This window comes from Pseudomonas sp. PDM03, assembly GCF_014852385.1.
Lineage (GTDB): Bacteria > Pseudomonadota > Gammaproteobacteria > Pseudomonadales > Pseudomonadaceae > Aquipseudomonas > Aquipseudomonas migulae.
In genome coordinates this window covers 97913-123110 of the sequence record NZ_JACVBM010000015.1, presented here as the reverse complement: position 1 = coordinate 123110, position 25198 = coordinate 97913, and the positions used below count along the sequence as shown (strand labels likewise).

The 25198-nt window shown below is 59.2% G+C and carries 26 protein-coding genes; 15 read left to right on the top strand and 11 right to left on the bottom strand.

From position 1 onward, the window contains the following. Positions 1 to 40 precede the first annotated feature (40 nt). On the bottom strand, positions 41 to 691 hold the full coding sequence (locus IB254_RS20310) for a GNAT family N-acetyltransferase (protein ID WP_192419078.1): 651 nt from the start codon (positions 689 to 691) through the stop codon (positions 41 to 43). A 334-nt stretch (positions 692 to 1025) separates the two neighbouring features. Here IB254_RS20310 and xthA point away from each other — a divergent pair, with 334 nt between their 5' ends. Both xthA and IB254_RS20300 read left to right on the top strand, forming a co-directional pair. Then, entirely contained in the window at positions 1026 to 1838 is an 813-nt protein-coding gene (gene xthA / locus IB254_RS20305; protein ID WP_192419076.1) for an exodeoxyribonuclease III, read from the top strand. 202 nt (positions 1839 to 2040) lie between these two features. After that, the gene (locus IB254_RS20300; RefSeq protein ID WP_192419074.1) at positions 2041 to 3381 is read left to right on the top strand and encodes a substrate-binding domain-containing protein; all 1341 of its coding nucleotides are present in this window, start codon (positions 2041 to 2043) and stop codon (positions 3379 to 3381) included. 1406 nt (positions 3382 to 4787) lie between these two features. Here IB254_RS20300 and IB254_RS20295 read toward each other — a convergent pair. Then, complete coding sequence (locus IB254_RS20295; protein ID WP_008031507.1) at positions 4788 to 5306, bottom strand: ankyrin repeat domain-containing protein; 519 nt, start codon at positions 5304 to 5306, stop codon at positions 4788 to 4790. A gap of 96 nt (positions 5307 to 5402) precedes the next feature. Further along, positions 5403 to 7241 (bottom strand): long-chain-acyl-CoA synthetase, encoded by a 1839-nt coding sequence (locus IB254_RS20290; RefSeq protein WP_192419072.1) that lies wholly within the window; start codon positions 7239 to 7241, stop codon positions 5403 to 5405. 331 nt (positions 7242 to 7572) lie between these two features. Here IB254_RS20290 and IB254_RS20285 point away from each other — a divergent pair, with 331 nt between their 5' ends. After that, on the top strand, positions 7573 to 7851 hold the full coding sequence (locus IB254_RS20285) for a DUF3509 domain-containing protein (RefSeq protein ID WP_008031503.1): 279 nt from the start codon (positions 7573 to 7575) through the stop codon (positions 7849 to 7851). A 188-nt stretch (positions 7852 to 8039) separates the two neighbouring features. Here IB254_RS20285 and mtnC read toward each other — a convergent pair whose 3' ends face one another. The 5 genes from mtnC to aroC are packed head-to-tail and all read right to left on the bottom strand — an operon-like array spanning position 8040 to position 12174. Beyond that, positions 8040 to 8723 (bottom strand): acireductone synthase, encoded by a 684-nt coding sequence (gene mtnC, locus IB254_RS20280; protein WP_192419070.1) that lies wholly within the window; start codon positions 8721 to 8723, stop codon positions 8040 to 8042. A 4-nt stretch (positions 8724 to 8727) separates the two neighbouring features. Beyond that, positions 8728 to 9273 carry a 1,2-dihydroxy-3-keto-5-methylthiopentene dioxygenase gene (locus tag IB254_RS20275; protein ID WP_192419068.1) on the bottom strand — a complete coding sequence of 182 codons (546 nt, stop codon included), beginning with the start codon at positions 9271 to 9273 and terminating at the stop codon, positions 8728 to 8730. A 12-nt stretch (positions 9274 to 9285) separates the two neighbouring features. After that, the gene (locus IB254_RS20270) at positions 9286 to 9906 is read right to left on the bottom strand and encodes a methylthioribulose 1-phosphate dehydratase (protein ID WP_008031496.1); all 621 of its coding nucleotides are present in this window, start codon (positions 9904 to 9906) and stop codon (positions 9286 to 9288) included. Further along, entirely contained in the window at positions 9903 to 11054 is a 1152-nt protein-coding gene (locus tag IB254_RS20265) for an MFS transporter (protein WP_192419065.1), read from the bottom strand. The genes IB254_RS20270 and IB254_RS20265 overlap by 4 nt, the downstream gene beginning before the upstream one ends. Positions 11055 to 11082: 28 nt before the next feature. After that, positions 11083 to 12174 carry a chorismate synthase gene (gene aroC, locus IB254_RS20260; protein ID WP_008031492.1) on the bottom strand — a complete coding sequence of 364 codons (1092 nt, stop codon included), beginning with the start codon at positions 12172 to 12174 and terminating at the stop codon, positions 11083 to 11085. Positions 12175 to 12257: 83 nt separating this feature from the next. Between aroC and IB254_RS20255 the strand changes: the two genes are divergently transcribed. Both IB254_RS20255 and IB254_RS20250 read left to right on the top strand, forming a co-directional pair. Continuing rightward, positions 12258 to 13256: an alpha/beta hydrolase gene (locus IB254_RS20255; RefSeq protein ID WP_008042789.1), complete on the top strand. Its 999-nt coding sequence runs from the start codon at positions 12258 to 12260 to the stop codon at positions 13254 to 13256. Between the two features lie 110 nt (positions 13257 to 13366). Further along, on the top strand, positions 13367 to 14158 hold the full coding sequence (locus IB254_RS20250; RefSeq protein ID WP_192419063.1) for a hypothetical protein: 792 nt from the start codon (positions 13367 to 13369) through the stop codon (positions 14156 to 14158). A 94-nt stretch (positions 14159 to 14252) separates the two neighbouring features. On the opposite strand, the gene prmB is transcribed toward IB254_RS20250, so the two are convergent. Beyond that, entirely contained in the window at positions 14253 to 15161 is a 909-nt protein-coding gene (gene prmB, locus IB254_RS20245; protein ID WP_192227315.1) for a 50S ribosomal protein L3 N(5)-glutamine methyltransferase, read from the bottom strand. 238 nt (positions 15162 to 15399) lie between these two features. On the opposite strand from prmB, the gene IB254_RS20240 reads away from it, so the two are divergent. The 7 genes from IB254_RS20240 to IB254_RS20210 all read left to right on the top strand — a co-directional run bounded on the left by IB254_RS20240 (position 15400) and on the right by IB254_RS20210 (position 20324). Then, entirely contained in the window at positions 15400 to 15990 is a 591-nt protein-coding gene (locus IB254_RS20240) for a cysteine hydrolase family protein (RefSeq protein WP_008031485.1), read from the top strand. A gap of 136 nt (positions 15991 to 16126) precedes the next feature. Beyond that, positions 16127 to 16447 (top strand): hypothetical protein, encoded by a 321-nt coding sequence (locus tag IB254_RS20235; RefSeq protein WP_008031483.1) that lies wholly within the window; start codon positions 16127 to 16129, stop codon positions 16445 to 16447. 86 nt (positions 16448 to 16533) lie between these two features. Next, positions 16534 to 17091 carry a Smr/MutS family protein gene (locus IB254_RS20230; protein ID WP_008031481.1) on the top strand — a complete coding sequence of 186 codons (558 nt, stop codon included), beginning with the start codon at positions 16534 to 16536 and terminating at the stop codon, positions 17089 to 17091. A gap of 117 nt (positions 17092 to 17208) precedes the next feature. Next, positions 17209 to 17922, top strand: a complete 714-nt coding sequence (locus tag IB254_RS20225; protein ID WP_192419061.1) for an XRE family transcriptional regulator — start codon at positions 17209 to 17211, stop codon at positions 17920 to 17922. A 314-nt stretch (positions 17923 to 18236) separates the two neighbouring features. Continuing rightward, the gene (locus tag IB254_RS20220; protein WP_192419059.1) at positions 18237 to 18911 is read left to right on the top strand and encodes a polysaccharide lyase family 7 protein; all 675 of its coding nucleotides are present in this window, start codon (positions 18237 to 18239) and stop codon (positions 18909 to 18911) included. 394 nt (positions 18912 to 19305) lie between these two features. Then, positions 19306 to 19851, top strand: coding sequence for a GTP cyclohydrolase I FolE (folE, locus tag IB254_RS20215; RefSeq protein WP_032832746.1), 546 nt, complete (start codon positions 19306 to 19308; stop codon positions 19849 to 19851). Positions 19852 to 19952: 101 nt separating this feature from the next. Further along, entirely contained in the window at positions 19953 to 20324 is a 372-nt protein-coding gene (locus IB254_RS20210; RefSeq protein ID WP_018925194.1) for a glutathione S-transferase N-terminal domain-containing protein, read from the top strand. Positions 20325 to 20510: 186 nt separating this feature from the next. Here IB254_RS20210 and IB254_RS20205 read toward each other — a convergent pair whose 3' ends face one another. Then, the gene (locus IB254_RS20205) at positions 20511 to 21677 is read right to left on the bottom strand and encodes a PLP-dependent aminotransferase family protein (RefSeq protein ID WP_192419057.1); all 1167 of its coding nucleotides are present in this window, start codon (positions 21675 to 21677) and stop codon (positions 20511 to 20513) included. A gap of 82 nt (positions 21678 to 21759) precedes the next feature. Here IB254_RS20205 and IB254_RS20200 point away from each other — a divergent pair, with 82 nt between their 5' ends. From IB254_RS20200 to IB254_RS20190, 3 genes are all read left to right on the top strand, one after another. Beyond that, positions 21760 to 22206 (top strand): MarR family winged helix-turn-helix transcriptional regulator, encoded by a 447-nt coding sequence (locus IB254_RS20200; protein ID WP_192419055.1) that lies wholly within the window; start codon positions 21760 to 21762, stop codon positions 22204 to 22206. Positions 22207 to 22503: 297 nt separating this feature from the next. Next, a complete protein-coding gene (locus IB254_RS20195; protein WP_017339770.1) occupies positions 22504 to 23853 on the top strand; it encodes an NCS2 family permease in 1350 nt (449 codons plus the stop codon). A 68-nt stretch (positions 23854 to 23921) separates the two neighbouring features. Then, positions 23922 to 24548 (top strand): LysE family translocator, encoded by a 627-nt coding sequence (locus IB254_RS20190; RefSeq protein ID WP_192419053.1) that lies wholly within the window; start codon positions 23922 to 23924, stop codon positions 24546 to 24548. A gap of 187 nt (positions 24549 to 24735) precedes the next feature. On the opposite strand, the gene uraH is transcribed toward IB254_RS20190, so the two are convergent. Next, on the bottom strand, positions 24736 to 25089 hold the full coding sequence (uraH, locus tag IB254_RS20185) for a hydroxyisourate hydrolase (RefSeq protein WP_008031462.1): 354 nt from the start codon (positions 25087 to 25089) through the stop codon (positions 24736 to 24738). Positions 25090 to 25198: the final 109 nt, after the last annotated feature.

Here is a 25198-nt window from a genome sequence, read left to right as displayed (position 1 = left end):
AGCGTGATAGAGCCTCGTGCCCCGCGAAAGTTCTACCGTTTTATGCCGTGGCGGTTTGCAGCACCTGTGGGTTGGCGTGGAAAAACACGTGCTCGCGGATCGGTCCTACCGCCACTTCACCGATTTCCTCGTAGCCCTGACGTTTATAGAACTCCAGATAACGCGGATTCCCGGTATCGAGCACTACCCCCTGGGAATGCTCATCGATCGCGCACCAGTTATGGACCGCCTGCAACAGTTGTTCGCCGAAGTGCTTACCCTGAAATTGTGGATGAACCCCCAGCAATGGCAGCAGGTGCACCGAGTCGGACGGCACGCAGGCCATCACCGCGTCGTGGTATTCGAGGTAGCGGCGGGTGCAGCGAAACCCGGTGCTGAGCACCATCCGCAGGCGCCACGCCCAGCTTTCGGTGATGCCCAGGCGTCGTTGCGGCGGCGCGATCAGCGCGATACCGATCAAGCGGTCGTTGACCAGCAGGCCGATGGCCGGCAAATCCTGAAGAAAGTGTTGCTTGACCAGTTCCCGCACGGTGGCGCGCACACGCTGTTCATAACCGGGGCGTTCGGCTTCGAAGAGGTAGCCGAAGGTCGGCTCGTGGCGGTAGGCCTGGTACAACAGGGAGCGGGCTTCGCGGGAATAGCCGCTGTCGAGCATGTGGATATCGGCGATGGCGGTCGAGGTTTCGGGCATAACGGTCATTCTCCCCGGCGCGGCTCGGGTGGCTGCGCTCTTATTGGTACGAGCGTTTGGGTGGCTTCACAGTTCCCCAGACAGGTATAGACCAAAGTCAGGATCTTCATCGACTGAACTGGCCTCTTCGCGGGCAAGTCGAATCGTCGCACCGCTCGCTCCTACAGGTTCACATATTTTGTGTAGGGCACCGCTCCTGTAGGAGCGAGGCTTGCCCGCGAAGAGGCCGGGACTGCCAATGAAGATCTGACAGAACACCGCGAATCCCCTCACCCCACACTGGCCCCAATCCCACAGGTCAGCTAGCATCGCCCTTTTGCCAGGACTGCCGACCATGAAGATCGTCTCCTTCAACATCAACGGGCTGCGCGCTCGTCCTCATCAGCTGGCGGCGCTGATCGAAAAGCATCAGCCGGACGTGATCGGCCTGCAGGAAACCAAGGTCCACGACGATCAGTTCCCGCTGGCCGAGGTCCAGGCGCTGGGCTATCACGTGTATTTCCATGGGCAAAAGGGTCACTACGGCGTCGCCCTGCTCTCGCGCAAGGAACCGCTGGACCTGCACAAGGGTTTCGTCACCGATGAAGAAGACGCCCAGCGCCGCTTCATCTGGGGCACCTTCGCTGATGCCAATGGCGTGCCGGTGACGATCATGAACGGCTATTTCCCGCAGGGTGAAAGCCGCGACCATCCAACCAAATTCCCGGCCAAGGAACGTTTCTACAACGATCTGCAGCACCTGCTGGAAAGTCAGTTCAACAACGAACAGCCGCTGGTGGTGATGGGCGATGTGAACATTTCCCCGGAAGACTGCGACATCGGCATCGGCCCGGACAACATGAAGCGCTGGCTGAAAACCGGCAAATGCAGCTTCCTGCCGGAAGAACGCGAGTGGATGGCACGCCTGAAGAACTGGGGCCTGGTGGACAGCTTCCGTCACCTGAACCCGGACGTGGCCGACCGATTCAGCTGGTTCGACTACCGCAGCCGTGGCTTTGAGGATGAACCGAAGCGCGGGCTGCGGATTGACGTGATCATGGCGTCCCACGGTTTGTTGCCGCGAGTGAAGGATGCCGGCGTGGATTACGAACTGCGCGGGATGGAAAAACCGTCGGACCACGCGCCGATCTGGCTTGAGTTGAGCTGATCCCCCGGCTCAACGCAGCTCAACTGTAGGAGCAAGCTTACTCGCGATAGCGGTTTGTCAGTCAACTTAAATGTTGAATGTCAAACCCACATCGCTGGCAATCGAGCGTCGACCGGCCGCTCCTACAAGGTTAACTGTCATCTTTCAGAAACCTTACTGACTTAATCTCCCGGCACTTTCTTTGTTCTTTAAAGGTGCCGGCATGACGCTGCGCGTTTTCTTCCTGTTAATGCTGTGCGCCGGGTTGCCCATCACCGCGTCGGCCGCTGACTTGCCGACGCCCAAACAGGGACCGGTGCTGCGCATCCAGGGTTCCAACACCATTGGCGCGGCATTGGGCCCGGCGCTGGTCGAGGGCTTGATGCGCGAGCAAGGCTTGCTCAAGGTCCACAGCGAAACCCCGGACAAAGCCAACGAATTGCGCGTGGTCGGCGAAACCGCTCAGGGCCGCCGGGTCACGGTGGACATCGCGGCCCACGGTTCCAGCACCGGTTTTACCGCCCTGAAAAACGCCACGGCGGACCTCGCCGCCTCTTCGCGCCCGATCAAGGACAGCGAACTGCTGGCCCTGCAATCCCTCGGCGACCTGAAAAGCCCCGGCGCCGAGCAGGTGATCGCCATCGACGGCCTGGCAATCATCCTTCATCCGCAAAACCCGCTGAATCAACTGAACACCGAACAACTGGCGCAAATCTTCAGCGGCGAAGTGAAAACCTGGGAAGAACTGGGCGGCAGCGGCGGAGCCATTCACCTGTATGCGCGGGATGACCAATCGGGCACGTACGACACGTTTAAGGAAGTGGTCCTCAGTCGTCGTGGGAAAACGCTGAACAGCGCAGCGAAACGTTTCGAATCCAGTGAGCAGTTGTCCGACGCGGTCAGCCTCGATCCGCAAGGCATTGGTTTTATCGGCCTGCCCTACGTGCGTCAGGCTAAAGCCGTGGCGATCGTCGATGGCCAATCCCAGGCCATGCTGCCGCTCAACAGCCTGATCGCCACGGAAGACTATCCATTGTCGCGGCGGTTGTTCTTTTACCTGCCGCCCAACGCCAAAAACCCTTGGGCCGAAGCGTTGGTGGCGTTTGCGCAAAGCAGCAACGGCCAGGCCATCGTCGCGGCCAACGGGTTTATTGCCCAGACCGTCCAGGCGATGGCCGTTACGCCCAATGCATTGATGCCCGAGGGTTATCAGGCACTCAGCCGCCACGCACAGCGCTTGACCGTGAATTTCCGTTTCGAGGAAGGCAGCGCAACGCTGGACAACAAGGCCCGACAGGATCTGACGCGGGTGCTTGATTACCTTCAGCAGAACCAGAAAACCAACCGGCAGGTGACGTTGGTGGGGTTTGGCGATGCCAAGAGCGATCCGGCGCGGGCTGACCTGCTGTCGAAATTGCGGGCCATGGCGGTGCGGCGGGAGTTGGTGAAAAGCGGCGTGGTGTTTCGCGAGATTCGCGGTTTTGGCGCCGAGATGCCGGTGGCGGCCAATAGTGCGGATGAGGGGCGGATCAAGAATCGGCGGGTTGAGGTTTGGGTGTATTGACACTCTGTTCGATCAAACGAATTGAGTACATATCCGTTGCTGCGGTAACGGCTTCTATTGGTTTCGCCCTTACGGCGAGTCACTTGGAAGAGCCCCAAGTAACCAAGGGCTCTTGCCCCTTTCGTTCGGTGCCTCGCCTAGGCTCGGCATGCCCTCGCTCCGGTCCTGCTCCGTGGGCCCGCCGCCATCCATGCCGGGTTGCCCACTACGCAGAACCTCCACTCGGCCTCTCGAGGGGGCGCTCAGATCAAAAGCGGAAGGCGAGCTAACGCTCGGCCTGATGAGTGGTGAAGATCAATGGCATACGCGCGCCCTGTAGGAGCCGGCTTGCCGGCGAAAAGCGTCGGGGCAACGCGTTCATTCAGACAGCCCGCGTTATCGTTGACGCCCATCGCCAGCAAGCTGGCTCCTACAGGGGAAATGCAGATGCATTTGGATAAATGCGATCAACTGTAGGAGCCGGCTTGCCGGCGAAAAGCGTTTGGACGACGCGTTCATTCAGACAGCCCGCGTTATCGTTGACGTCCATCGCCAACAAGCTGGCTCCTACAAGGGAAATGCAGATGTGTTTGGATAAATACGATCAACTGTAGGAGCCGGCTTGCCGGCGAAAAGCGTTTGGACGACGCGTTCATTCAGACAGCCCGCGTTATCGTTGACGTCCATCGCCAACAAGCTGGCTCCTACAGGGGAAATGCATAGGTGTCTGGATAAATAAGATCAACTGTAGGAGCCGGCTTGCTGGCGAAAAACGTCCGAACAACGCGTTTATTCAGACAGCCCGCATTATCGTTGACGTCCATCGCCGGCAAGCCAGCTCCTACAAGGGAAATGCATAGGTGTCTGGATAAATAAGATCAACTGTAGGAGCCGGCTTGCTGGCGAAAAGCGTTTGGACAACGCGTTCACTCAGACAGCCCGCGTTATCGTTGACGCCCATCGCCAGCAAGCTGGCTCCTACAGGGGAGCGGTGTACATGTCGGGAATGAGTGAACGCATCAAAGAAGGACAACGCGGACATCTGCAGAGCCAGGTCGGCTTTCAGGCCGCCTCGGCGGCCGTGGCGGTAGTCGCCCCCTCGAGAGGCCGAGTGGAGGTTCTGCGCAGTGGGCAACCCGGCATGGATGCCGGGTTAGCCGCGCACGGCCAGGGATGGCCGATCGCGGCGGGCCCACGGAGCAGGACCGGAGCGAGGGTATGGCGAGCCTTAGCGAGCCACCGAACGAAAGGGGCAAGAGCCCTTTGGTTACTTTGGGGCTTTTCCAAAGTGACTCGCCGTAAGGGCGAAACCCATAGAAGCAGTTACCACAACAACGGATATGTACTCCGACAAAAAAAATGATCGACTATCAGGCCGCCATCGCCAGCAAGCCGGCTCCTACAGGGTTCCGGGGCCAGATGCTCAATCAGCCCAGCAGTTTCTCCAATTGCGCAACGGTATCCACCGCACCCAGCGTTTTCGCAGCATCCAACGCCGAAACCCCATTGGCATCCTTGGCCTTCGGATCCGCCCCTTTACTGATCAGGTAATCAACGATTTCCACGCGGTTGAACATCGCCGCCATCATCAACGCCGTACGACCGTCAAACGAAGCACCTTCCACCAGCGCACCACCCTCGACCAACGCCTTGACCACCGCCAGGTCCCCTTTGAACGCCGCACCGGCAATCGGGCTTTGGCCATTGTCATTGCGGATTTCCGGATCAGCCTTGTGCTCAAGCAGCACTTTCACCGTGTCCACATGGCCGTGGTAAGCGGCCAGCATCAGCAACGTGTCACCCTTATGGTTGCGCAGGTTCGGCGGCAGGCCTTTGGTCAGCAGCGCAGCCATCATCGCCGCATCACCCTCGCGCGCCTTGTTGAAAACCTGTTCGGCAAATTCGGCGGCTTCTTCGGGGGTCATCTGGCGGCTTTGATCGGACATTGGAAACTCCACTTACAGTTATTCGCAAAGCCGACAGTTTCCCGAGCGCCCCCGACACTGTCACTTGTTTTTTCTCAAGTCACGCCATAGCCACAATCAATAGCGGTACTTGCCACCGTGAATATCCGCCAGCAATTGTTCGTCGACCTGCACGTAAGTGTCGGTCCCCGGCAGCCAGGCATAGATCGGATCGTCGCCGGTTTTGCCAGGGTCGAAGGCTTCGTCCTTGAGCCGGGTCTTCTGGTATTTGAAGGTGCCGGTGGTCTCCATCTTCACTTTCACCCGCAGGAACAGCGGCACCGCATACGCTGGCATTTGCTCACGGGCGAAGGCCAGCAGCTCGCTGAAATCCAGGGTCGCCAGGGACTCGGCGGGCGTGATCGCCGCCATCCCGGCGCGCCCGTTGGTGTTGCGGACCTCCACGCCATAAGCCACGGCTTCGGAAATGTTCGGGTGTTGCAGCAGGATGTTTTCGACCTCGGTGGTCGAGACGTTTTCACCCTTCCAGCGATAAGTGTCCCCCAAGCGGTCGACGAACTGCGCGTGACCAAAACCGATGTTGCGCAGCAGGTCACCGGTATTGAAGTAACGGTCACCCTTCTCGAACACGTCGTGCAGCACGACTTTTTCAGTCTTCTGTGGATCGGTGTAGCCATCCAGCGGAGCCTTGTCGTCGATCTTCGCCAGCAACAATCCCTGCTCGCCCTTGGCCACCTTGCGCATGAAGCCGTTGGCGTCCCGCGTCGGCGCGCCGCTGTCATGGTCGTAGGCCGCAAGCTCCCAGGACATCAGGGAAAACCCGACGGTGTTGTCGAAGTTGAGGATGTTGGTGAAACCGATATTGCCGTCGCTGGCCGCGTACAACTCGCAGATGTGGTTCACGCCAAAGCGCGTCTTGAATTCGTGCCATGCGCCGGGGCGCAGGCCGTTGCCGATCATTTTCGTCACGCCGTGCTTGTTGTCGTCGGCGCTGGGCGGTTGATCCACGAGGTAGCGGCACAATTCGCCGACGTAACCGAGGGTGGTCGCGCGGTAATTGCGCACGTCGCTCCAGAACTGACTGGCGCTGAACTTGCGGCGGATGGCAAACCCCGAGGCGCCGCTGATGGCAGAGCCCCAGCACACGCACAGCCCGGTGGCGTGATACAGCGGCAAGGTGCAATAGACGATGTCCTCGGGGCGCATGTCCAGTGCGATCAAGCCGAAGCTCGCCGAGCTGCGCATCCAGCGGCCATGTTTGAACACCCCGGCCTTGGGCAGCCCGGTGGTGCCCGAGGTGTAGATGTAGAAACACGGGTCGTCGAAAAAAACCTGCTGACTGCTGACGGGGTTGTCGCTGGGGCTGTCGGCAATCTCGGTCATCAAGTTGATGAAACCGTCGGGCGCAACGCCCGGTTGGCTATACGTATCCTGGTCGGCGACGAACCAGGTGCGCGCCGCGTCGATCGAGACCCGTTCGCGCACTGCCGCAAACGCCGGTACCAGCTCCTCACCGACAATGATCGCTGCCGGCGCCACCAGGTTCAGGCTGTGGGCCAGGGTATCGCGGGTTTGAGAAGTGTTGAGCAAGGCACTGATCGCCCCGACCTTGGCCACCGCCAATATGTTCACCAACAGTTCCGGGCGGTTTTCGATGAACACCGCGACCACGTCGCCCTTGCCGATGCCTTGGGCAATCAAGTGATGGGCAATGCGATTGGCCCATTGATTGACTTGCGAGTACGTGAGCACCACCGCGCCCTGAAGCAAGGCCGGGCCGGCGGGATTGCGCAACGTCGCTTGTTCGAAGCTCCAGCCCAGGCCACACGGTTGGGTCGGGTCCTTGACGTTGGCGGCCTTCATGCCTTTCACCACCCGGGGGATGGCTTTGGCAATGGACGGCAGCTTGCGGAGCATCATGCCCCAGGTAATCGTGTCGTTCGTCGTGCGGCTCATGGGTGCTCCCGTTCGATCTTTTTATTGTCGGGCGACGGTGATTGAGCCCGAAAATACGTCAACGGTTCTTGAGCTGTACACGCGGTTTTTGAAATGTTTTGTATCCGCGAAAAACGCGAACCCGGAGGATGTGAATGGTTCCATCGAACCGACATCAACCCCGCAAAATGCAGGATGCACGATGGCCATTCATGCAGATTGCACGAAAGCAAAAATCTGGATGAAAATTAACTTATTGATTTATAACGATTTTTAAAAAATCAGGTACTGGCACAATCACTGCAACTACCTCTGCATGCTTGCAATTCAAGCGCTTACGGAGCTGATAGACATGAACCTGATCCAGGAAAAATTTTCGTCCCTGTTCTCCAACTTCGAAGTCACCACCCAGCCACGTCCCGACGGTGGCATTCTGCTGACCTTGCGCAGCAGTGAAGGCAGAGTCTTCAAGCGCTCGGTTTCCTACCAGCAGTTGCATGCCGGTGATCAGCTGTCGTGGGTGATCAGTGCGATCCGCCGTGACCTGGCCGAACAGGCCAGCGAACTGCCACAGATCTCCATGCTGCAAAGCCAACAGCGCTTTGCGCTGCCGACGTATCACTCGGCATAAACGGTTTCAACGCTGCAAACAAACAGGCCGTGAAAGCTTTCGCTTCACGGCCTGAGTTGTTTCTGACACAGCACCAGCCCTTGTAGGAGCGAAGCTTGCTCGCGAAGGCGGCGTATCAGTCAACATTAATATCGCCTGATACGCCGCCTTCGCGAGCAAGCTTCGCTCCTACAGGTTAGCGTCGTGAATTAGTACGCGGAAGGGTTGATCCGGGCGAAGCTGCCCACGGTCACATGCCCTGCCAACTCCCCGCCTTCACGCGCCAGTCCGCAGGTTGCCATACCCGCCGTGCGCGCCGCGTCCAGCTCTTCGACGATGTCCGACAGGAACAGAATCTGCGCCGCTTCAAGGCCGATGGCCTGGGTGATGCGCTGGTACGACTGCGCTTCACGCTTGGGCCCCGACGTGGTGTCGAAATAGCCGCTGAACAACGGCGACAAATCCCCCGCCTCGGAGCAGCCGAAGATCAGTTTTTGCGCCTGAATCGAACCCGAGGAATAAACAAACAGTTTGAAACCCTGCTGATGCCAGCGCTTGAGCGCTTCAACGGCGTCCGGGTACACGTGACCTTTCAACTGCCCGGCCTGATAGCCCTGCTCCCAGACCATGCCTTGCAACGCCTTCAGCGGCGTGGCTTTGCGGTCTTCGGCGATCCAGCTCAGGAGAATCTCGATGACACGTTCGACATCGGCGTCCGGCTCTTGATTGTCCCGGCGCACGGCGTGCAGTTGCTCCGCCACATCGGCGCGCGCGGTGTGCTGGCGAACGAAGTCCGGCAGGTGTTTGGCGGCGTAGGGAAACAGCACGTCGAACACAAAACTCACCGCGCTGGTGGTGCCTTCGATGTCGGTGAGAATCGCTTTGATCGGCATCGACTCAGTCCTCAAGACGCGGGAAGCGGCTGGCGATGTCGTCGCCGGTGAAATTGGCCACCCAGCCTTCCGGGTTGTTGAACAGTCGGATCGCGACGAAATGCGGATGCTCGCCCATGTCGAACCAGTGCGGCGTGCCGGCCGGTACCGAGATCAGGTCGTTTTTCTCGCAGAGCACGGCGTAGACATAATCGTCGATGTGCAGGGTAAACAAGCCACGGCCGGCGACGAAAAATCGTACTTCGTCTTCGCCATGGCGGTGCTCGTCGAGGAACTTGGCGCGCAATTCAGCTTTTTGCGGATGATCGCTGTTCAGGCTGACCACATCGACGGTGATGTAGCCGCGTTCGGTCATCAGCTTGTCGATTTGCTCCTGGTACGCGGCAATCACTTCTTCCTGACTGGCGCCGGGCTGGATTTTCGCCGCCGCTTGCCAACGGTCGAAGCGCACACCCTGCTCGGCCAGGGTCGAGGCGATGTCTTCGAAATGGGTCAGCACCTTGTTCGGAATGTCAGGGCTTGAGACATGGTAGACGGACAGGCTGCTCATCAGGGCAACTCCTTAACGGTTTAGGATCGAACGCGTCTTCAACTCGCACTCGAACAAAAATTCAAAGGCCTCGATCTGCCGCAACGCATCACTCATGCGAGCGCCCCAGGTGTAGAGGCCGTGACCGCGAATCAGATAGCCGACGCAATCGGGATGGGCTTCCAGCCAAGGCTGCACCTTGGCGGCCAAGCGCGCAATGTCCTGATCGTTGTCGAAAATCGGCACACGCACCCGGGATTCGTGGGTCGAGATGCCGCTGAACGCCTTTTGCAGCTCGTAGTCTTCGAACTCGATGAAATCTTCCGGCGTCAGGCGCGACAGCACCGTGGCGTTCACCGAATGGGTGTGCAGCACCGCGCCGATCTCCGCACGCCAGCTATAGAGCTGGGTGTGCAACAAGGTTTCGGCGGACGGTTTCTTGCCTGGTTCCAGGCTGTTGCCCGACAGATCAGTGGCCAGCACATCGTCGATGCCCAACTGGCCTTTGTGCTTGCCGGACACGGTCAGCAAGGCTTCGCTCGGCGACAGCCGGGTCGAATAGTTGCTGCTGGTGGCCGGCGACCAGCCGCGGCCATACAAAAAACGCCCGGCGTCGATGATTTCCTGGGCGAGGTGTTCACGGGTCAGGCTCATGGCCGGTCCTCTTGCATACGTGTGGCAATGATAACGGCAGCCGCGAAGGCTGCCAGACTGGCAATACTAAAGGTGAACGAGGCCCCGAGGGCATTCCAGCTGTAGCCGGAGTACAACGCGCCCAGTGCGCCGCCGGTGCCGGCCAATGCTGCGTACAACGCCTGGCCCTGCCCTTGCTGGCGCGCACCGAAGCTACGTTGCACGAACTGGATGGCAGCGGCGTGAAAGCTGCCGAACGTCGCCGCGTGCAATACCTGGGCAAACAGCAGCACCGATAAAAATTCAGCGAACGACCCGAGCAGCAACCAGCGCAGCGCCGCCAGCAGAAAACTCGCCAGCAGCACCCGGCGCACGGAGAAGCGCGCAAGGATCTTGCTCATGGCCAGAAACATCAACACTTCGGCCACCACGCCAACTGCCCAGAGCAGGCCGATCAAGCCACGGCTGTAACCCAATCGCTCAAGGTGCAACGTCAGAAAGGTGTAATACGGGCCGTGACTCATCTGCATCAGCGCCACGCACGCGTAAAACGCCAGCACACCGGGGCTGCGCAACTGCTTGAGAAACCCGTCAGCCGCCAGCCTTTCACTCTGGACCGGTTGCGCGTTCGGCACCCACAGGCTGCTGACGACGATCCCGGCCATGATCAGCACCAACGCCACCGGGTAGATGTCGAGGCTGAGCCATTCGAACAAGCGGCCGAGCGCGACCACGGTGATGATGAAACCGATGGAACCCCACAAGCGGATCTGGCTGTAACGGGACGTCTGCCCTTTCAGATGCGCCAGGGTGATGACTTCGAACTGCGGCAACACCGCGTGCCAGAAGAACGCATGCAACGCCATGACCATCGCCAGCCAGGCGTAGGTTTTGCTGACGAAAATCAGCGAGAACGTCAGCAGCGTGCAGACCGCGCCAAAGCGCACGATGGCCAGGCGCTGGCCGGTGTAGTCCCCGAGCCAGCCCCAGATGTTCGGCGCGACGCAACGCATCAGCATCGGGATCGCCACCAGCTCGCCGATGCGCGCGGCAGAAAAACCCAGGTGATCGAAGTACAGCGCCAGGAACGGCGCTGTCGAACCGAGCAAGGCGAAATAGAACAGATAGAAACTGGAGAGCCGCCAGTACGGGAGCGCCGCCACGACCATCAGGCCGCAGCGACTGAGAGGTCAGCCATTAAAGCTGACCCAGCACCGGCGTGCTCACGCGCACATCGGCATTTTGCCCGCGGTGACGCAACAGGTGATCCATCAGCACGATGGCCATCATCGCTTCGGCAATCGGCGTGGCACGGATGCCGACGCACGGGTCGTGACGGCCCTTGGTGATGACCTCCACCGGGTTGCCATTGATGTCGATGGAACGGCCCGGCGTGGTGATGCTCGATGTTGGCTTCAACGCCAAATGCGCAACGATTGGCTGGCCGGAGGAAATGCCGCCGAGGATGCCGCCAGCGTTATTGCTGAGGAATCCTTCCGGGGTCATTTCATCGCGATGCTCAGTGCCACGCTGGGAAACACTGGCGAAACCGGCGCCGATTTCCACGCCTTTGACCGCGTTGATGCTCATCAGCGCGTGGGCCAGTTCGGCGTCGAGACGGTCGAAGATCGGTTCGCCGAGGCCTGGCATCACGCCTTCGGCAACGACGGTGATCTTAGCGCCAACCGAATCCTGGTCGCGGCGCAACTGGTCCATATAGGCTTCCAGTTCTGGCACCTTGTCCGGATCAGGGCTGAAAAACGCGTTTTCTTCCACTGAATCCCAGGTCTTGAACGGGATTTCGATCGGGCCGAGCTGGCTCATGTAACCGCGAATGACGATGCCCTGGGTGGCCAGGTATTTCTTGGCAATCGCGCCAGCCGCCACACGCATGGCGGTTTCCCGCGCCGAGCTGCGGCCGCCACCGCGGTAATCGCGCTCACCGTACTTGTGGTGATAGGTGTAGTCGGCGTGGGCCGGGCGGAACAGGTCCTTGATCGCCGAGTAGTCCTTGGACTTCTGGTCGGTGTTGCGGATCAACAGGCCGATAGAGCAACCCGTGGTGCGGCCTTCGAAAATGCCGGAGAGGATTTCGACTTCGTCGGCTTCCTGGCGTTGGGTGGTGTGGCGGCTGGTGCCGGGTTTGCGGCGATCGAGGTCGCGCTGCAAATCTTCCAGGGAAATTTCCAGCCCGGGCGGGCAGCCGTCGACAATGGCGACCAACGCCGGACCATGGCTTTCGCCCGCGGTGGTGACAGTGAACAGCTTGCCGTAGGTATTGCCGGACATGCAGGACGCTCCGTGAAATGAACCTGAATACGTAATGCGCGCCAGTATACGCAGGCTACCCAACTAGTTCATCCTCGAACCTTATGGGTGCCTGCGAGTCCAACCGGCATCTTGTTCATGATGGCGTGATGATGCTGCGAGTTTTAGCCTTGAGCCTTACCTTGTTTACCGGCTTTGTACAGGCCACCGTCCTGCAACGGCCGATCACATTGGATACCGGCACCGGGGAGCTTTTCGGCTCGTTGTTGCTGCCAAAATCCGACAAACCCGTACCGGTTGTCCTGATCATTTCCGGCTCCGGGCCTACAGACCGTGACGGCAATAACCCCGACGGCGGACGCAACGACAGCCTCAAGCGCCTCGCCTGGGTGCTGGCCAAACACAACATCGCCAGCGTGCGTTACGACAAACGCGGCGTGGCGGCGAGCCTCGCGGCGACCCCGGACGAACGCAATCTGACGGTGGAAGCCTATGTGGCCGACGCCGAGGCCTGGGGCCACAAGCTCAAAAGCGATCCGCGCTTTGGCCAGTTGATTCTGCTGGGCCACAGCGAAGGCGCGTTGATCGCCAGCCTCGCGGCGCCGAGCGTCGATGCCGCCGGGGTGATTTCCCTGTCCGGCAGCGCACGGCCGATCGATCAGGTGCTGCGTCAGCAACTGAGCAATCGCTTGCCACCGCCGTTGATGCTGCGCAGCAATGAACTGCTCGACAGCCTCAAGGCCGGCCGCACCGATGACAACGTGCCGCCGCAACTTCAGGTGATATTCCGTCCGAGCGTGCAGCCGTACCTGATCTCACTGTTCCGCCAGGACCCCGCCGCCGCATTCGCCAAACTGAAAATGCCGGCGCTGATCATTCAGGGCAGCAACGACATCCAGGTCGGTGTCGGCGACGCCAGGTTGTTGCAGGCCGCCAAACCGGACGCCGAACTGGCGTTGATCGAGGGCATGAACCACGTCATGCGCATCGTGCCCAACGACGTCAAACGGCAATTGGCCTCCTACAAAGATCCGCAATTGCCGCTGGCAGCCGAACTGGGCACGCGGATCCTCGGGTTTATTGACGGACTTCGCTCCAGTTGAGCGCTTTTTTAAGCGTTTTTTCCCTCCAGTCCTGAAAAAAACGGCCGATAAGCCTTTGTCGCCAGCGTTATGACTGGCGACAAGCTGAGCTTGGACAGGATCTCGCCGTTATGACTGATACCCCGACTTCACCCGACACCACCGCTGAAAAAGACGCACCGCCAGCGGTCGAGCTGCCGTGGGCGGACGTCCACGTCGAGCACCACAAGATGCTCCGCCTGGCGCCGTTGCAGACCGACCGCAACACCGGCGGGCGGCCACTGCGCTTTGTCGAATTCGGTTATGCCGAACGCAACGACAAGAAACACAGTCTGTTGCGCATGACCATTTCCCTGCCCGGCCAGCGCGTGCGCAAGGAACAGAACCACCTCGACGTGTGGGTCGACCACACCACAAAACGTGTGCATTTCGGGCCGGAAAGCGGTTTGCAGATCGAACCGATGAACCGTGGCATCGGCCGCTACATGGCAGCCCAGGGCATTACCTGGGCGAAAAAGCGCTGGCCCGGCTACACCGTCGACGGCACCGACCTGAACAACAAGGACGCGTTGAACGAAGACACGCGCCTGCGCCGTGATCGCTTTTTGAAGGCGCATGGTTTTGAGGTGGCGTATGCCGACGCCCAGCATTTGAAGGGCAGCGTCAAAGAGGTGCAGGTCGGCGACCTGTTGGCCGACTGGAACACCGAGAAGCTGCAACAGGTGGAAATTCTCGAAGCGGCGCAGATGCTGCAGCAGGCCGAGCAGAACCTGGCCGAACAGGAAGTGAAGCTGAAGAAACACGAAGAAAAGGTCAGCAAATACAAACGCGAAGACGCGGGGCTGCGGTTCACCATTACGTGCCTGGTGGCGTTTGCGGTGTTTCAGGCGGGGTTGTTGATCTGGATTGCCACACACCGTTAATCGGAGGTGCAGCCATTCGCGGGCAAGCCTCGCTCCTACAAGGGATCACCGATAACCTGTAGGAGCGAGGCTTGCCCGCGAAGGCGTCCTCAGGTCAGACGCGGGAAGCGAACAACGCCTGATGCTCCCGGCACTGCTGCGCCGTCAACATGAACACGCCATGCCCGCCGCGCTCGAAATCGAGCCAGGCAAAGTCGACTTCCGGGTACAACGCGTCAACGTGAACCTGGCTGTTGCCCACTTCGACAATCAGCAAACCCTTCTCGGTCAGATGATCCGCTGCTTCGGCGAGCATCCGCCGTACCAGGTTCAAGCCATCGTCGCCACAGGCCAGGCCCAGCTCGGGTTCATGCTGATATTCCTGCGGCATGTCGGCGAAATCTTCCGCATCGACGTAAGGCGGGTTCGACACGATCAGGTCGAAACGCTGACCCGGCAAGCCATCGAAACCATCGCCCTGCACGGTGTAAACCCGCTCATCGACACCATGGCGCTCGATGTTCTGGTTGGCCACTTCCAGCGCTTCAAACGACAGATCCGCCAGCACGACTTCGGCGTTCTGGAACTCATAGGCGCAGGCAATACCGATGCAACCAGAGCCAGTGCACAGGTCAAGAATCCGCGCAGGCGCGGCGCCCAGCCACGGTGCGAAACCCTTTTCAATCAGCTCACCGATCGGCGAACGCGGAATCAATACACGCTCATCGACGATGAACGACATGCCGCAGAACCATGCTTCACCCAACAGGTAAGCGGTCGGAATGCGTTCTTCGATGCGCCGCTTGAGCAAACGCTGCAGCTTGACCAGCTCATCGTCTTCCAGATTGCAGTCGAGGTAGCTGTCAGCAATTTCCCACGGCAAGTGCAAGGCACCCAACACCAGTTGACGGGCTTCGTCCCAGGCGTTGTCGGTCCCATGGCCGAAAAAAAGATCCTCCCCATGGAAGCGGCTGACGGCCCAACGGATATGGTCACGCAGGGTACGAAGTCGGGAAGTGATCACGGGGTAAACTCCAGAAAAAACGACTGGCGATTCTAACAGCCAAAACGCGTTACGACGACGCAGGAAAAATACCGGCTCAGATGTAGGACATATCCATTTTTATCGTTGGCTATTGAACAAAACGAGGATATTGACAAGGCTGCAGGCCAGTAACGACGGCGCCTACGATGGTAGCGATTCACAGAAGCGCTCAGCCAGAGGACAATGTCGCAAAAGCCCCACTCCAAGGAGCCCCAGAATGTCCGTTCCAAAAACGATGTTTCAACTCAGCGGTCGCGGTTATGCCGCCGCCAATCTGAGCCATGCGACCCTTGTCATCATCGATGCCCAGAAAGAATACCTCAGCGGCCCCCTGGCCCTGGTCGGCATGGATGCTGCCGTCGCGAACATCAAGCAGCTGGTGAGCGCTGCCCGCGCAGCCGGCCGTCCTATCGTGCATGTGCGCCACCTCGGCACCGTCGGCGGGCTGTTCGATCCGCAAGGCGAGCGCGGTGAATTCATCCCGGGCCTCGAACCACAGAGCGACGAAACCATCATCGGCAAGTTGCTGCCGAGTGCGTTTCACGGCACCGAACTGCTGGACCGCCTGCAAAATCTCGGCTCCCTGGACCTGATCGTGTGCGGCTTCATGAGTCACTCCAGCGTCAGCACCACCGTGCGCGCCGCGAAAAACCTGGGCTTTCGCTGCACCCTCGTTGAAGACGCCTGTGCAACGCGCGACTTGCCCTACAAGGGTGGCGTGTTGAGCGCCGACCACGTTCAACAGACCGAAATGGCGATCATGGCGGACAACTTCGCCACCCTCGCCCTGACTCACGATCTGATCTGATCTGATCGACGCTTGATGAGCGGTTCATGCCGCCGCTCATCCGCAAAAGCCTCTCGTTCGCTGTAAATGTCATAGCCTCAGGAACATCCCGGTCAACTCCCGGTCGAAGGGCCGATACCCATTGAGGAAGGTCGGAATGAAGTTATCCGATGGTTTTGACGCACGCCGCTTGCGGCCCAAAGGCCAAAGCAACTGGCGTTTTCGATTCGGCGCAGCCTTTGCTGCCTTGCTGGCAACGTGCGGTGTGTTGCTGGCGATGGCCGGCGCCGCCAGCCTGCTGGGCCACCCGCCGGCACTCGGCGAGTTGAATGCCAGCCCGCTGGGCTCGGCAATCATTCTGGCGGTCGGTCTGTTCCTGCTCTACCTGGGCGTTTGGCTGTGGCGGCGTTGCCGTCGCCGTGCGCGCCAGTCGCAAGAGCTGAACATGTCCCCGCATCTGATGAAAAAACACGACTGAATTGACGGCCTGACGTTTACCGGGCCCCAATTGTTATCGGTCGTGTCTCGACTTGGGTAAACTGGCCGCCCTTCGCGGAGGCTGATATGCAAGACAACGATTTTTCCCTGTTCAAAAGCGCGATCCAAGGCGTCAAGCCGATCAAGCACGATCGCGCCGAAACCGGCAAACCCAAGGCTGACCGCGCGCAGATCGCCAAGCTGCGTCAAGCCGCCACCGTGCGCACCGATGCCACCACCGTTGACGGCCTGTCCGATCAGTTCGTGATCGACGTCGGCCCGGAAGACGAGCTGATGTGGGCCCGCGACGGTGTGCAGGAAAGCCAGATGCGCAAGCTCAAGATCGGGCAAATCCCCTTCGAAGGCAGCCTCGACCTGCACGGCATGAGTGTGGAAAAGGCCCGGGAAACCCTCTGGGCGTTCCTGGCGGAAGCAACCAAATTCGAAATCCGCTGCGTGCGTGTCACCCACGGCAAAGCCGTGCGCCTGGACGGCAAGCGGCCGATGATCAAAAGCCACGTCAACACCTGGCTGCGCCAGCATTCACAGGTACTTGGCTTCACCTCGTGCCAGGCGAAACATGGTGGTGCCGGAGCGGTTTATGTGATGCTCAAACGCACCATGATGGAAGGTCGCGACGAGTAAAGTCGTTGCGCCACGCTTGCAGCGTCGTATCCGCCACACCGATCTGGCTACTGGCTGACCAATCAGTACAGGTACACCGACTTGCAATGATATGGGAGCTCCCGTAATACTTCGCAGATGGAATTTAAAGAAAGACTCAAAACAGCCCGCCAACACGCCAAGCTCAATCAGACCGAGCTTGCCGACCGCGCGGGGCTGACTCAAACCTCAATCTCCGACCTCGAGCGCGGGAAATCGAAAGCGACAGCCTTTGTTGCCCAGATCGCTTCAGTGTGTGGCGTTTCACCGATGTGGCTGGCTGAAGGTGTCGGTGACATGCTTAAAGGGGTCTCCCCCCCTCCAGACATTTCAATGTCAGACATCCAGCCTTGGGACGACAGCACCCCCCTGGATGACGATGAGGTTTATGTCCCCTTCCTGCGTGAAGTTGAGCTGGCGGCGGGTTCAGGCCGTTTCGTGATCACAGAAAACGACAGCGCCAGGCTGCGTTTCTTCAAGAAAGACCTGCGTCACAATAACGTGCAGTTCAACAATGCCAGGTGCGTGCGGGTGAGCGGGAACAGCATGTTCCCGGTACTGCGCGACGGCGCCACCGTCGGCATGAACATTGGCAATAATTCGCTGGGCGACACCGTCGACGGCGACATGTACGCGATCAACCACAACGGCCAGCTCCGCGTGAAACAAGTCTACCGACTGCCCAGCGGGATCCGGCTACGCAGCTTCAACCGTGACGAGCATCCGGACGAGGACTACACCTTCGCCGAGGTCCAGGAGCAGCAGATTGCGATCCTGGGTCATGTCTTTTGGTGGGCAATGTATTCGCGGTGAACCGAGTTGCGGTGATTCGTGAGCGTCCAGTGTCATGACGTGCAATACAGCAAATCGACGCACATCCAAGAGGAGCCCGCCAAGCGCGGGCTTTTTTTTGCACCTGAAATACAGGCACAGAATAAAATATGGGAATACCCATTTACACAAAATATGGGAACGCCTATATTCGTATTCAAGCCAAAGGGAAATCTATCGGAAGCTGCCAACTATCACTTCTGCCCATTCATTGAGTGGGCAGTGGGATGTAGGCCTGCATCAAACGCAAGGCTCACCAGAGCAAAAAGCGACATCAATGGACTGAGGTAAAAACCATGACTGTAGACATCAGCAACTTCACCATCGCTACCCCTCTTCCAATCTCCGACACCAATCCGATTGCGCTTGAACTCATCGGCTGGCGCGCACTGCTCGAATGCCCCGACGTCATCTCAATGCTTGAAGATGGTTCGCTGCAGATGACGGCGCCGACGCTTGGAGCGTCCAGCAAGAGCACGCTACGAACTCGCTGTGAGTGGAAGGAGCCAGGTTACTGGCTGTTCTCCAGCGCATCGGACCACTGGAACCGCCAGGAAATGCGACTGACCAAAGTCAACTCGCTGCAGAAAGTCGTGATTGGCCAAATTCATGTGAAGGGTTCAGAACGACCTCCGGTGAAGGTGTTCTGGAACAAAGGAAAAATCACCATGGGGTTCCGGTCAAGCTACCTCCAGGACGATCCGGTCAACTCGACGGTGTTGGAAAACGTACCGCTCGGTGCACTTTTCAAAATAAACATTCACGCCAACTCGAGCGGCGCCGTTTCTGTATCGGCCAGCTGTAACGGCGTCAAATCCACTTCCGCGATCATGCGCCTCGACAACACTTGGGACACGAAAACGCTTGCCTTTCACGGCGGCGTGTACAACCAGATCGATTACTCCGACACCACCGACCCGCTAGACGGCTCCGTCTGCATCATCAGCGATCTGTCGATCACTCACGCCTGATAGACCTGCTCGGCCTGATGAGCAAAACAGGTTTCAGAGGAACATCACTGCTGCAGCCTGGCGACAGGCTGTAGCGGGAGGCGGATAAAATCCGGCAGGCCTGCGCGACCGACAAACACTTGCAGGCCGCAACGACCGATTTTGGGCTTCGCGCCCGCTGGCAATACAACTGCCGTCACACATACGCTACCATGTGCCCCATGTCGGGGATGAACCCTGCGTTTTATTGCCAATCAGCTCGGTCGTAGCGTTCAGATGTTGCTATCGACCACGCCCGACGAATCAACTCCGGCATCGACCAGAGTGAACGGGCCGTTTGAAACGAGCTCGATTGGTACAACATTGGTACAGACAGAAACAGTACCCCTCTGAAACCCTTATGGAATCAGCCCCTGTGACACTGGAACAGAATTACACCGCGATTCTCGGCCAATTGGGCGAGGACGTCTCCCGCGAGGGCCTGCTCGACACGCCAAAACGTGCCGCCAAAGCCATGCAGTACCTCTGCCGCGGTTATGAACAGACACTGGAAGAAGTCACCAACGGTGCCTTGTTCAGCTCCGACAACAGCGAAATGGTGCTGGTGAAAGACATCGAGCTCTACTCGTTGTGCGAACACCACCTGCTGCCGTTCATCGGCAAGGCGCACGTCGCCTACATCCCGAGCGGCAAAGTGCTGGGCCTGTCGAAAGTCGCGCGGATCGTCGATATGTACGCCCGCCGCCTGCAGATCCAGGAAAACCTCAGCCGCCAGATCGCCGATGCGGTCCAGCAAGTCACCGGCGCCCTGGGCGTTGCGGTGGTGATCGAGGCCAAGCACATGTGCATGATGATGCGTGGTGTGGAAAAGCAGAATTCGACGATGATCACCTCGGTGATGCTCGGTGAGTTCCGCGAAAACGCTGCCACTCGCAGCGAGTTTCTCAGCCTGATCAAGTAATTCGCAGCAACGAAGAAAACCGGCATTCATCGCCGGTTTTTTTTCGTCTGCGAAAAATCAGGTAAGCTGCGCGACTTCTTTCGCCCCGTGAGGCTTGTACCGTGTTCGTTAAAGCGCTTCGTGTCGGCCTCGGCCAACTGATCATCTTCATCGACTTCATTACCCGTCCCGGCAAAAAGCAGCGCCCTGCCGCCGCCCAGGCTCAGGTTGAAGCGGCTGCCAAGGACCTGACGCTGTATCAGTTCCACGCCTGCCCGTTCTGCGTGAAAACCCGCCGCACCCTGCGCCGCCTGAACGTGCCTGTGGCGTTGCGTGATGCGAAGAACAACGAGCAGGATCGTCAGGCTCTGCTGGAGCAAGGCGGCAAGATCAAGGTCCCGTGCCTGCGCATTGAAGAGAATGGCCAGACCACCTGGATGTATGAGTCCAAGGTGATCATTGATTATCTGGACAAGCGATTCGCGGCGGTCTGAGTTTTGGCGGTGTTCTGACGGACGCCATCGCCAGCAAGCCGGCTCCTACAGGGGCGCGGCGTTCACAAATCTTGTGTACACCGCCTATTTGTAGGAGCCGGCTTGCTGGCGATGAGGCCCGTCCAGACACCACAAAACCCAGCCCCAAAAAAACCGGCCCATGAGCCGGTTTTTTTATCGCTGCGATCAGGCCGCTTCCGCCGCCTGCGCCTGTCGCACCACCGCCGCCAATCGCTTCAACCCTTCATCCAGCCGCGCCGGATCGATGTGGCTGAAGTTCAGCCGTAAATGCCCCGGGTGATTGTCCGGCTCTGGAAAAAACGGCTCACCCGGCATGAACGCCACATCCGCCGCCAGTGCAGGCTTGAGCAACGTGCGCGTGTCCAGCGGTTGTTTCAGCGTCAACCAGAAAAACAGCCCGCCCTGCGGCACGTTCCACTCTGCCAAATCAGAAAAATGCGTTTCCAATGCCGACTGAAACGCATCCCGACGCCCCCGGTAAAAGTCCCGCAACTCACTCAGGTGCTGCTGGAATTTCTCGGTGCCGATCCATTGCAGCGCTTGCCACTGGCCGACGCGGTTGGTGTGCAGATCGGCGGACTGCTTGAGTTTCAGCAAATGCGGAAACAGGTCCGGACTGACAATCAGGTAGCCGACTCGCAGCCCCGGCAACAACGTTTTCGACACGGTGCCGGTGTAGATCCAGCTGGTCTTTTTCAAGCGACTGACGATTGGCCTGGCACTGCCGCCATCAAACGTCAGCTCGCGATACGGCTCGTCTTCGATCAGGGTGACGCCAAACTCATCCAGCAACGCGGCGACCGCATCGCGCTTGGCCTCGCTGTAGCGCACCGCCGACGGGTTCTGGAATGTCGGGATCAAGTAGATGAACGCAGGCTGGTGTTTTTCCAGACGCGTGCGCAGCTCAAGCAGATTCGGGCCATCGGCCTCCAGCGGCACGGTGATGCAGTCGGCGCCAAACAGTTGAAAGATCTGCAACGCCGCCAAATACGTCGGCGCTTCGAGCAGGATTTCGGTGCCTTTGTCGATGTAGAGCTTGGCCGCCAGATCGAGGGTTTGCTGCGAGCCGCTGACCACCAATACCTGACTCGCCTCACAGGGCACGCCCAACGCTCGCGCCTCGGCGGCCAAGGCTTCGCGCAACGCCGGCTCCCCTTCGCTCATGCCGTATTGGCCGATGGACAGTGGCATGTCGGCCCATTCGACGGTCGGCAGCATGACTTCGGCCGGCAAGCCACCGGCGAACGACATCACTTGCGGGCGCTGGGCGGCGGCGAGAATTTCACGAATCAAAGAACTTTTAAGGCGCGAGACACGTTCGGAAAAAGCCATGGGGGTCACCGGTAGCGAGGCCTGAGGAAAATGAGTCAAACTGGTTGACCGAAATTACGACAACCCGAACGGATACGTCAACATGCTTGACCTTAAAAATCCCGCCTCCCAGCAACAGGCCATGGAGGCGTTTTTCTTCGGCTACCAGGCGTTCACCGCCAAGGCCGACGAAATGCTCGAGCGTCGCGGCTTGAGCCGGGTGCATCAACGCATCGTGTTTTTCATCGCCCGCTATCCGAACCTGAGCGTCAAGGAGTTGCTGGCATTGCTCGGTGTGAGCAAGCAGGCACTGAACATTCCGCTGCGCCAGTTGGTGGAAATGCACCTGGTGGACAGCGTTGCGTCCGAGACCGACAAGCGTAAACGGCTGCTGGAACTGACCGTGGAAGGGGCGCGGTTTGAGCAGTCGTTGCGGCGTGAGCAGGTGAAACTGCTGGAGCGGGTGTTTGCCGAGGCTGGGGAGACGGCGGTGAATGGGTGGTTGGCGGTGAATCTGGCGCTTGGGAAAAGTCAGACTGTTGTTGATTGACTGTTCTGCCCCCATCGCCAGCAGGCTGGCTCCCACAGTGATCTGTGGTGTACACAAAACCTGTGGGAGCCAGCCTGCTGGCGATGAGGCCCTTACAGGCGATATATCCCTATTGCCAAACTTTTCGTCTACAAAATCAAAAACATTATTTGCATTATTTGTATACAAAAGCATAATCCACTGCGTGCGAGTTCCTGACCAAGCGGTCAACAAATTCGCGAATGCCTCAAAGGGCCGCTGCCACCCTCATGGGTCCGGCCCTGGAAATAACAATAAAACTCTTGAGGAGTACTCGCTGTGGAAAGCCGCAAATCCGAAGCCCCGACGCTGGAACTCTCGCCGCCATTACGCAATGGCTGGCTGGAACGCATCTTCAAACTCAGCTTGCATGGCACCACGGTGAAGACCGAGTTGATTGCCGGTCTGACAACCTTCATCACCATGGCTTACATCATCTTCGTCAACCCCAACATCATGGCCGACGCCGGGATCGATCACGGCGCGGCATTCGTTGCAACGTGCATCGCGGCTGCACTGGGTTGCCTGTTGATGGGCCTGTACGCCAACTGGCCAGTCGGCCTCGCGCCGGGCATGGGCCTCAACGCCTTCTTCACCTACACCGTGGTCGGCACCATGGGCTACAACTGGGAAACCGCACTCGGTGCAGTGTTCGTGTCCGGTGTGTTGTTCATGATCCTGACCTTCTCCAAGATCCGCGAATGGCTGCTCAACAGCATTCCGGTGAGCCTGCGCTTTGCGATGGGCGCCGGCGTAGGTCTGTTCCTCGGCCTGATCGGCTTGAAAACCGCCGGCATCGTCGTCGATAGCCCGGCGACGCTGATCAAGCTCGGCTCGCTGCGTGAGCCCGGCCCGCTGCTCGCCGCGATCTGCTTCCTGATGATCGCCGTGCTCAGCTACCACAAGGTGTTCGGTGCGATTCTCATCAGCATCATCACCGTAACGCTGGCCGGTTGGGGTCTGGGCCTGGTGCATTACGAAGGGATCATGTCGGCGCCGCCAAGCCTGGCACCGACCTGGATGGCCATGAACGTTGCCGGCGTATTCAACGTCAGCATGATCAGCGTGGTGCTGGCCTTCCTCTTCGTGCACATGTTCGACACCGCCGGCACGTTGATGGGCGTCGCCCAGCGCGCCAACCTGGTGAACGCGGACGGCCGCATCGAAAATCTCTCTCGCGCCATGAAAGCCGACAGCGCCTCCAGCGTATTCGGCGCCGTGGTGGGTGTTCCTCCGGTAACAAGCTACGTGGAAAGTGCCGCGGGTGTAGCCGCTGGTGGTCGGACTGGTCTTACCGCGGTGACCGTAGGTGTGCTATTTATTGCAGCCATGTTTTTCGCACCGCTGGCTGGCATGATCCCCGCTTATGCAACAGCCGGCGCGCTGATTTACGTGGCGATGCTGATGATGGGCGGCATGGCGCACATCGAATGGGACGAAGCGACCGACAGCATTCCGGCGATCGTTACCGCGATCATGATGCCGCTGACCTTCTCGGTCGCCGACGGTATTGCGCTGGGCTTCATCACCTATGTGGCGTTGAAAGCCGGCACCGGTAAATACAAGGAAATTTCCGTGAGCCTGTGGGTGCTCTGCGCGATCTTCATCGCCAAGTTCATCTTCTTGTAAACACAGGTACTCGCTTGAAAACAGCCTCACCCCGTCGGGTGAGGCTTTTGTGCAAATGGAGGAAAGTGATGAGTCTGGAAACCTGGCTGCTGTTCAGCGGCGCTGCGCTGGTGGTGATCCTGATCCCGGGGCCACTGTCTTTGCTGATGATCAGCAACAGTCTGAATTACGGCTTGCGTCGTTCTTACCCGGCGTTTTTGGGTGGCGTGATTGCGTCGATCTGCCTGCTCAGCGCTTCCGCGTTGGGATTGGGGGCGTTGTTGCTGGCCTCGGAACAGCTGTTCAGCGCATTGAAAATCGTCGGAGCGCTGTACCTGTTCTACCTCGCCTGGCAGAGCTGGCAGCAATCGCGCCAGCGATCGGTCGGCGCTGAAGTGCCCCAGGCAGCGCCGGTGCCACGTTTCCGTGCCCTGTTCGGGCGCGCATTTGTGCTGGGTGCGAGCAATCCGAAAGACATCCTGTTCTTCGCCGCGTTCCTGCCGCAGTTCTTGAGCGCCGGGCAACCGTTCCTGCCGCAGTTGCTGGTGATGATTGCTACGTGGACGGTGTTGGATCTGCTGTGCAAATTGGCTTACGGGTTAGGTGCCCATGGTGCGGCGCGGTATCTGCGCAGTGGCAAGGGGCAGAGCTGGTTTAACCGCGTGAGTGCCGGGTTGTTTAGCGGCGCTGGCGCAGCGTCGCTGTTGAGCCGCTAAAAGCATCGCCGGCAAGCCGGCTCCTACAGGGACTGCGCAAATCCTTGTAGGAGCCGGCTTGCCGGCGATGGCGTCAGAACAGGCACCACATTCCTGAAGGCGAAAAAAAGCCCGCAGTGTGAGCGGGCGAAAGACCAAAGAAGCTATATGCGCAGTCGCTTCTCGGAGGCGACAGCTGCTTGGGGGATCAGCTGCCGCGGTACGTGGAATAGCTATAAGGCGAAATCAGCAGCGGCACATGGTAGTGATCCTGTTCCGCAGAGATGCCGAACCGCAGCACCACCACATCCAGGAACGCAGGCTCCGGCAGCTGAACGCCACGGGCGCGGTAGTAATCGCCCGCATGAAACTGAACCTGATAGACCCCGGTGCGGTAGTCATCGCCCTGCAGCAGCGGGGCATCGACGCGGCCGTCGCTGTTGGTGATTGCACTGGCGACCAATTCCAGCTGCGAGCCTTCAACGCGGTACAACTCGACCTTGATCGAGCTGCCCGGGCAACCGTGTGCAGCGTCCAAAACGTGTGTAGTCAAACGTCCCATTGATTCTGCGCGCCTGCCTGCGTAGAGCAGTCAGACCTCGCGCCTCCCGAAGTCAGTTGAAAAGGAGACCGCACCGATTCGGAGCACGAAAAGCTGCGGCGAGCGACTG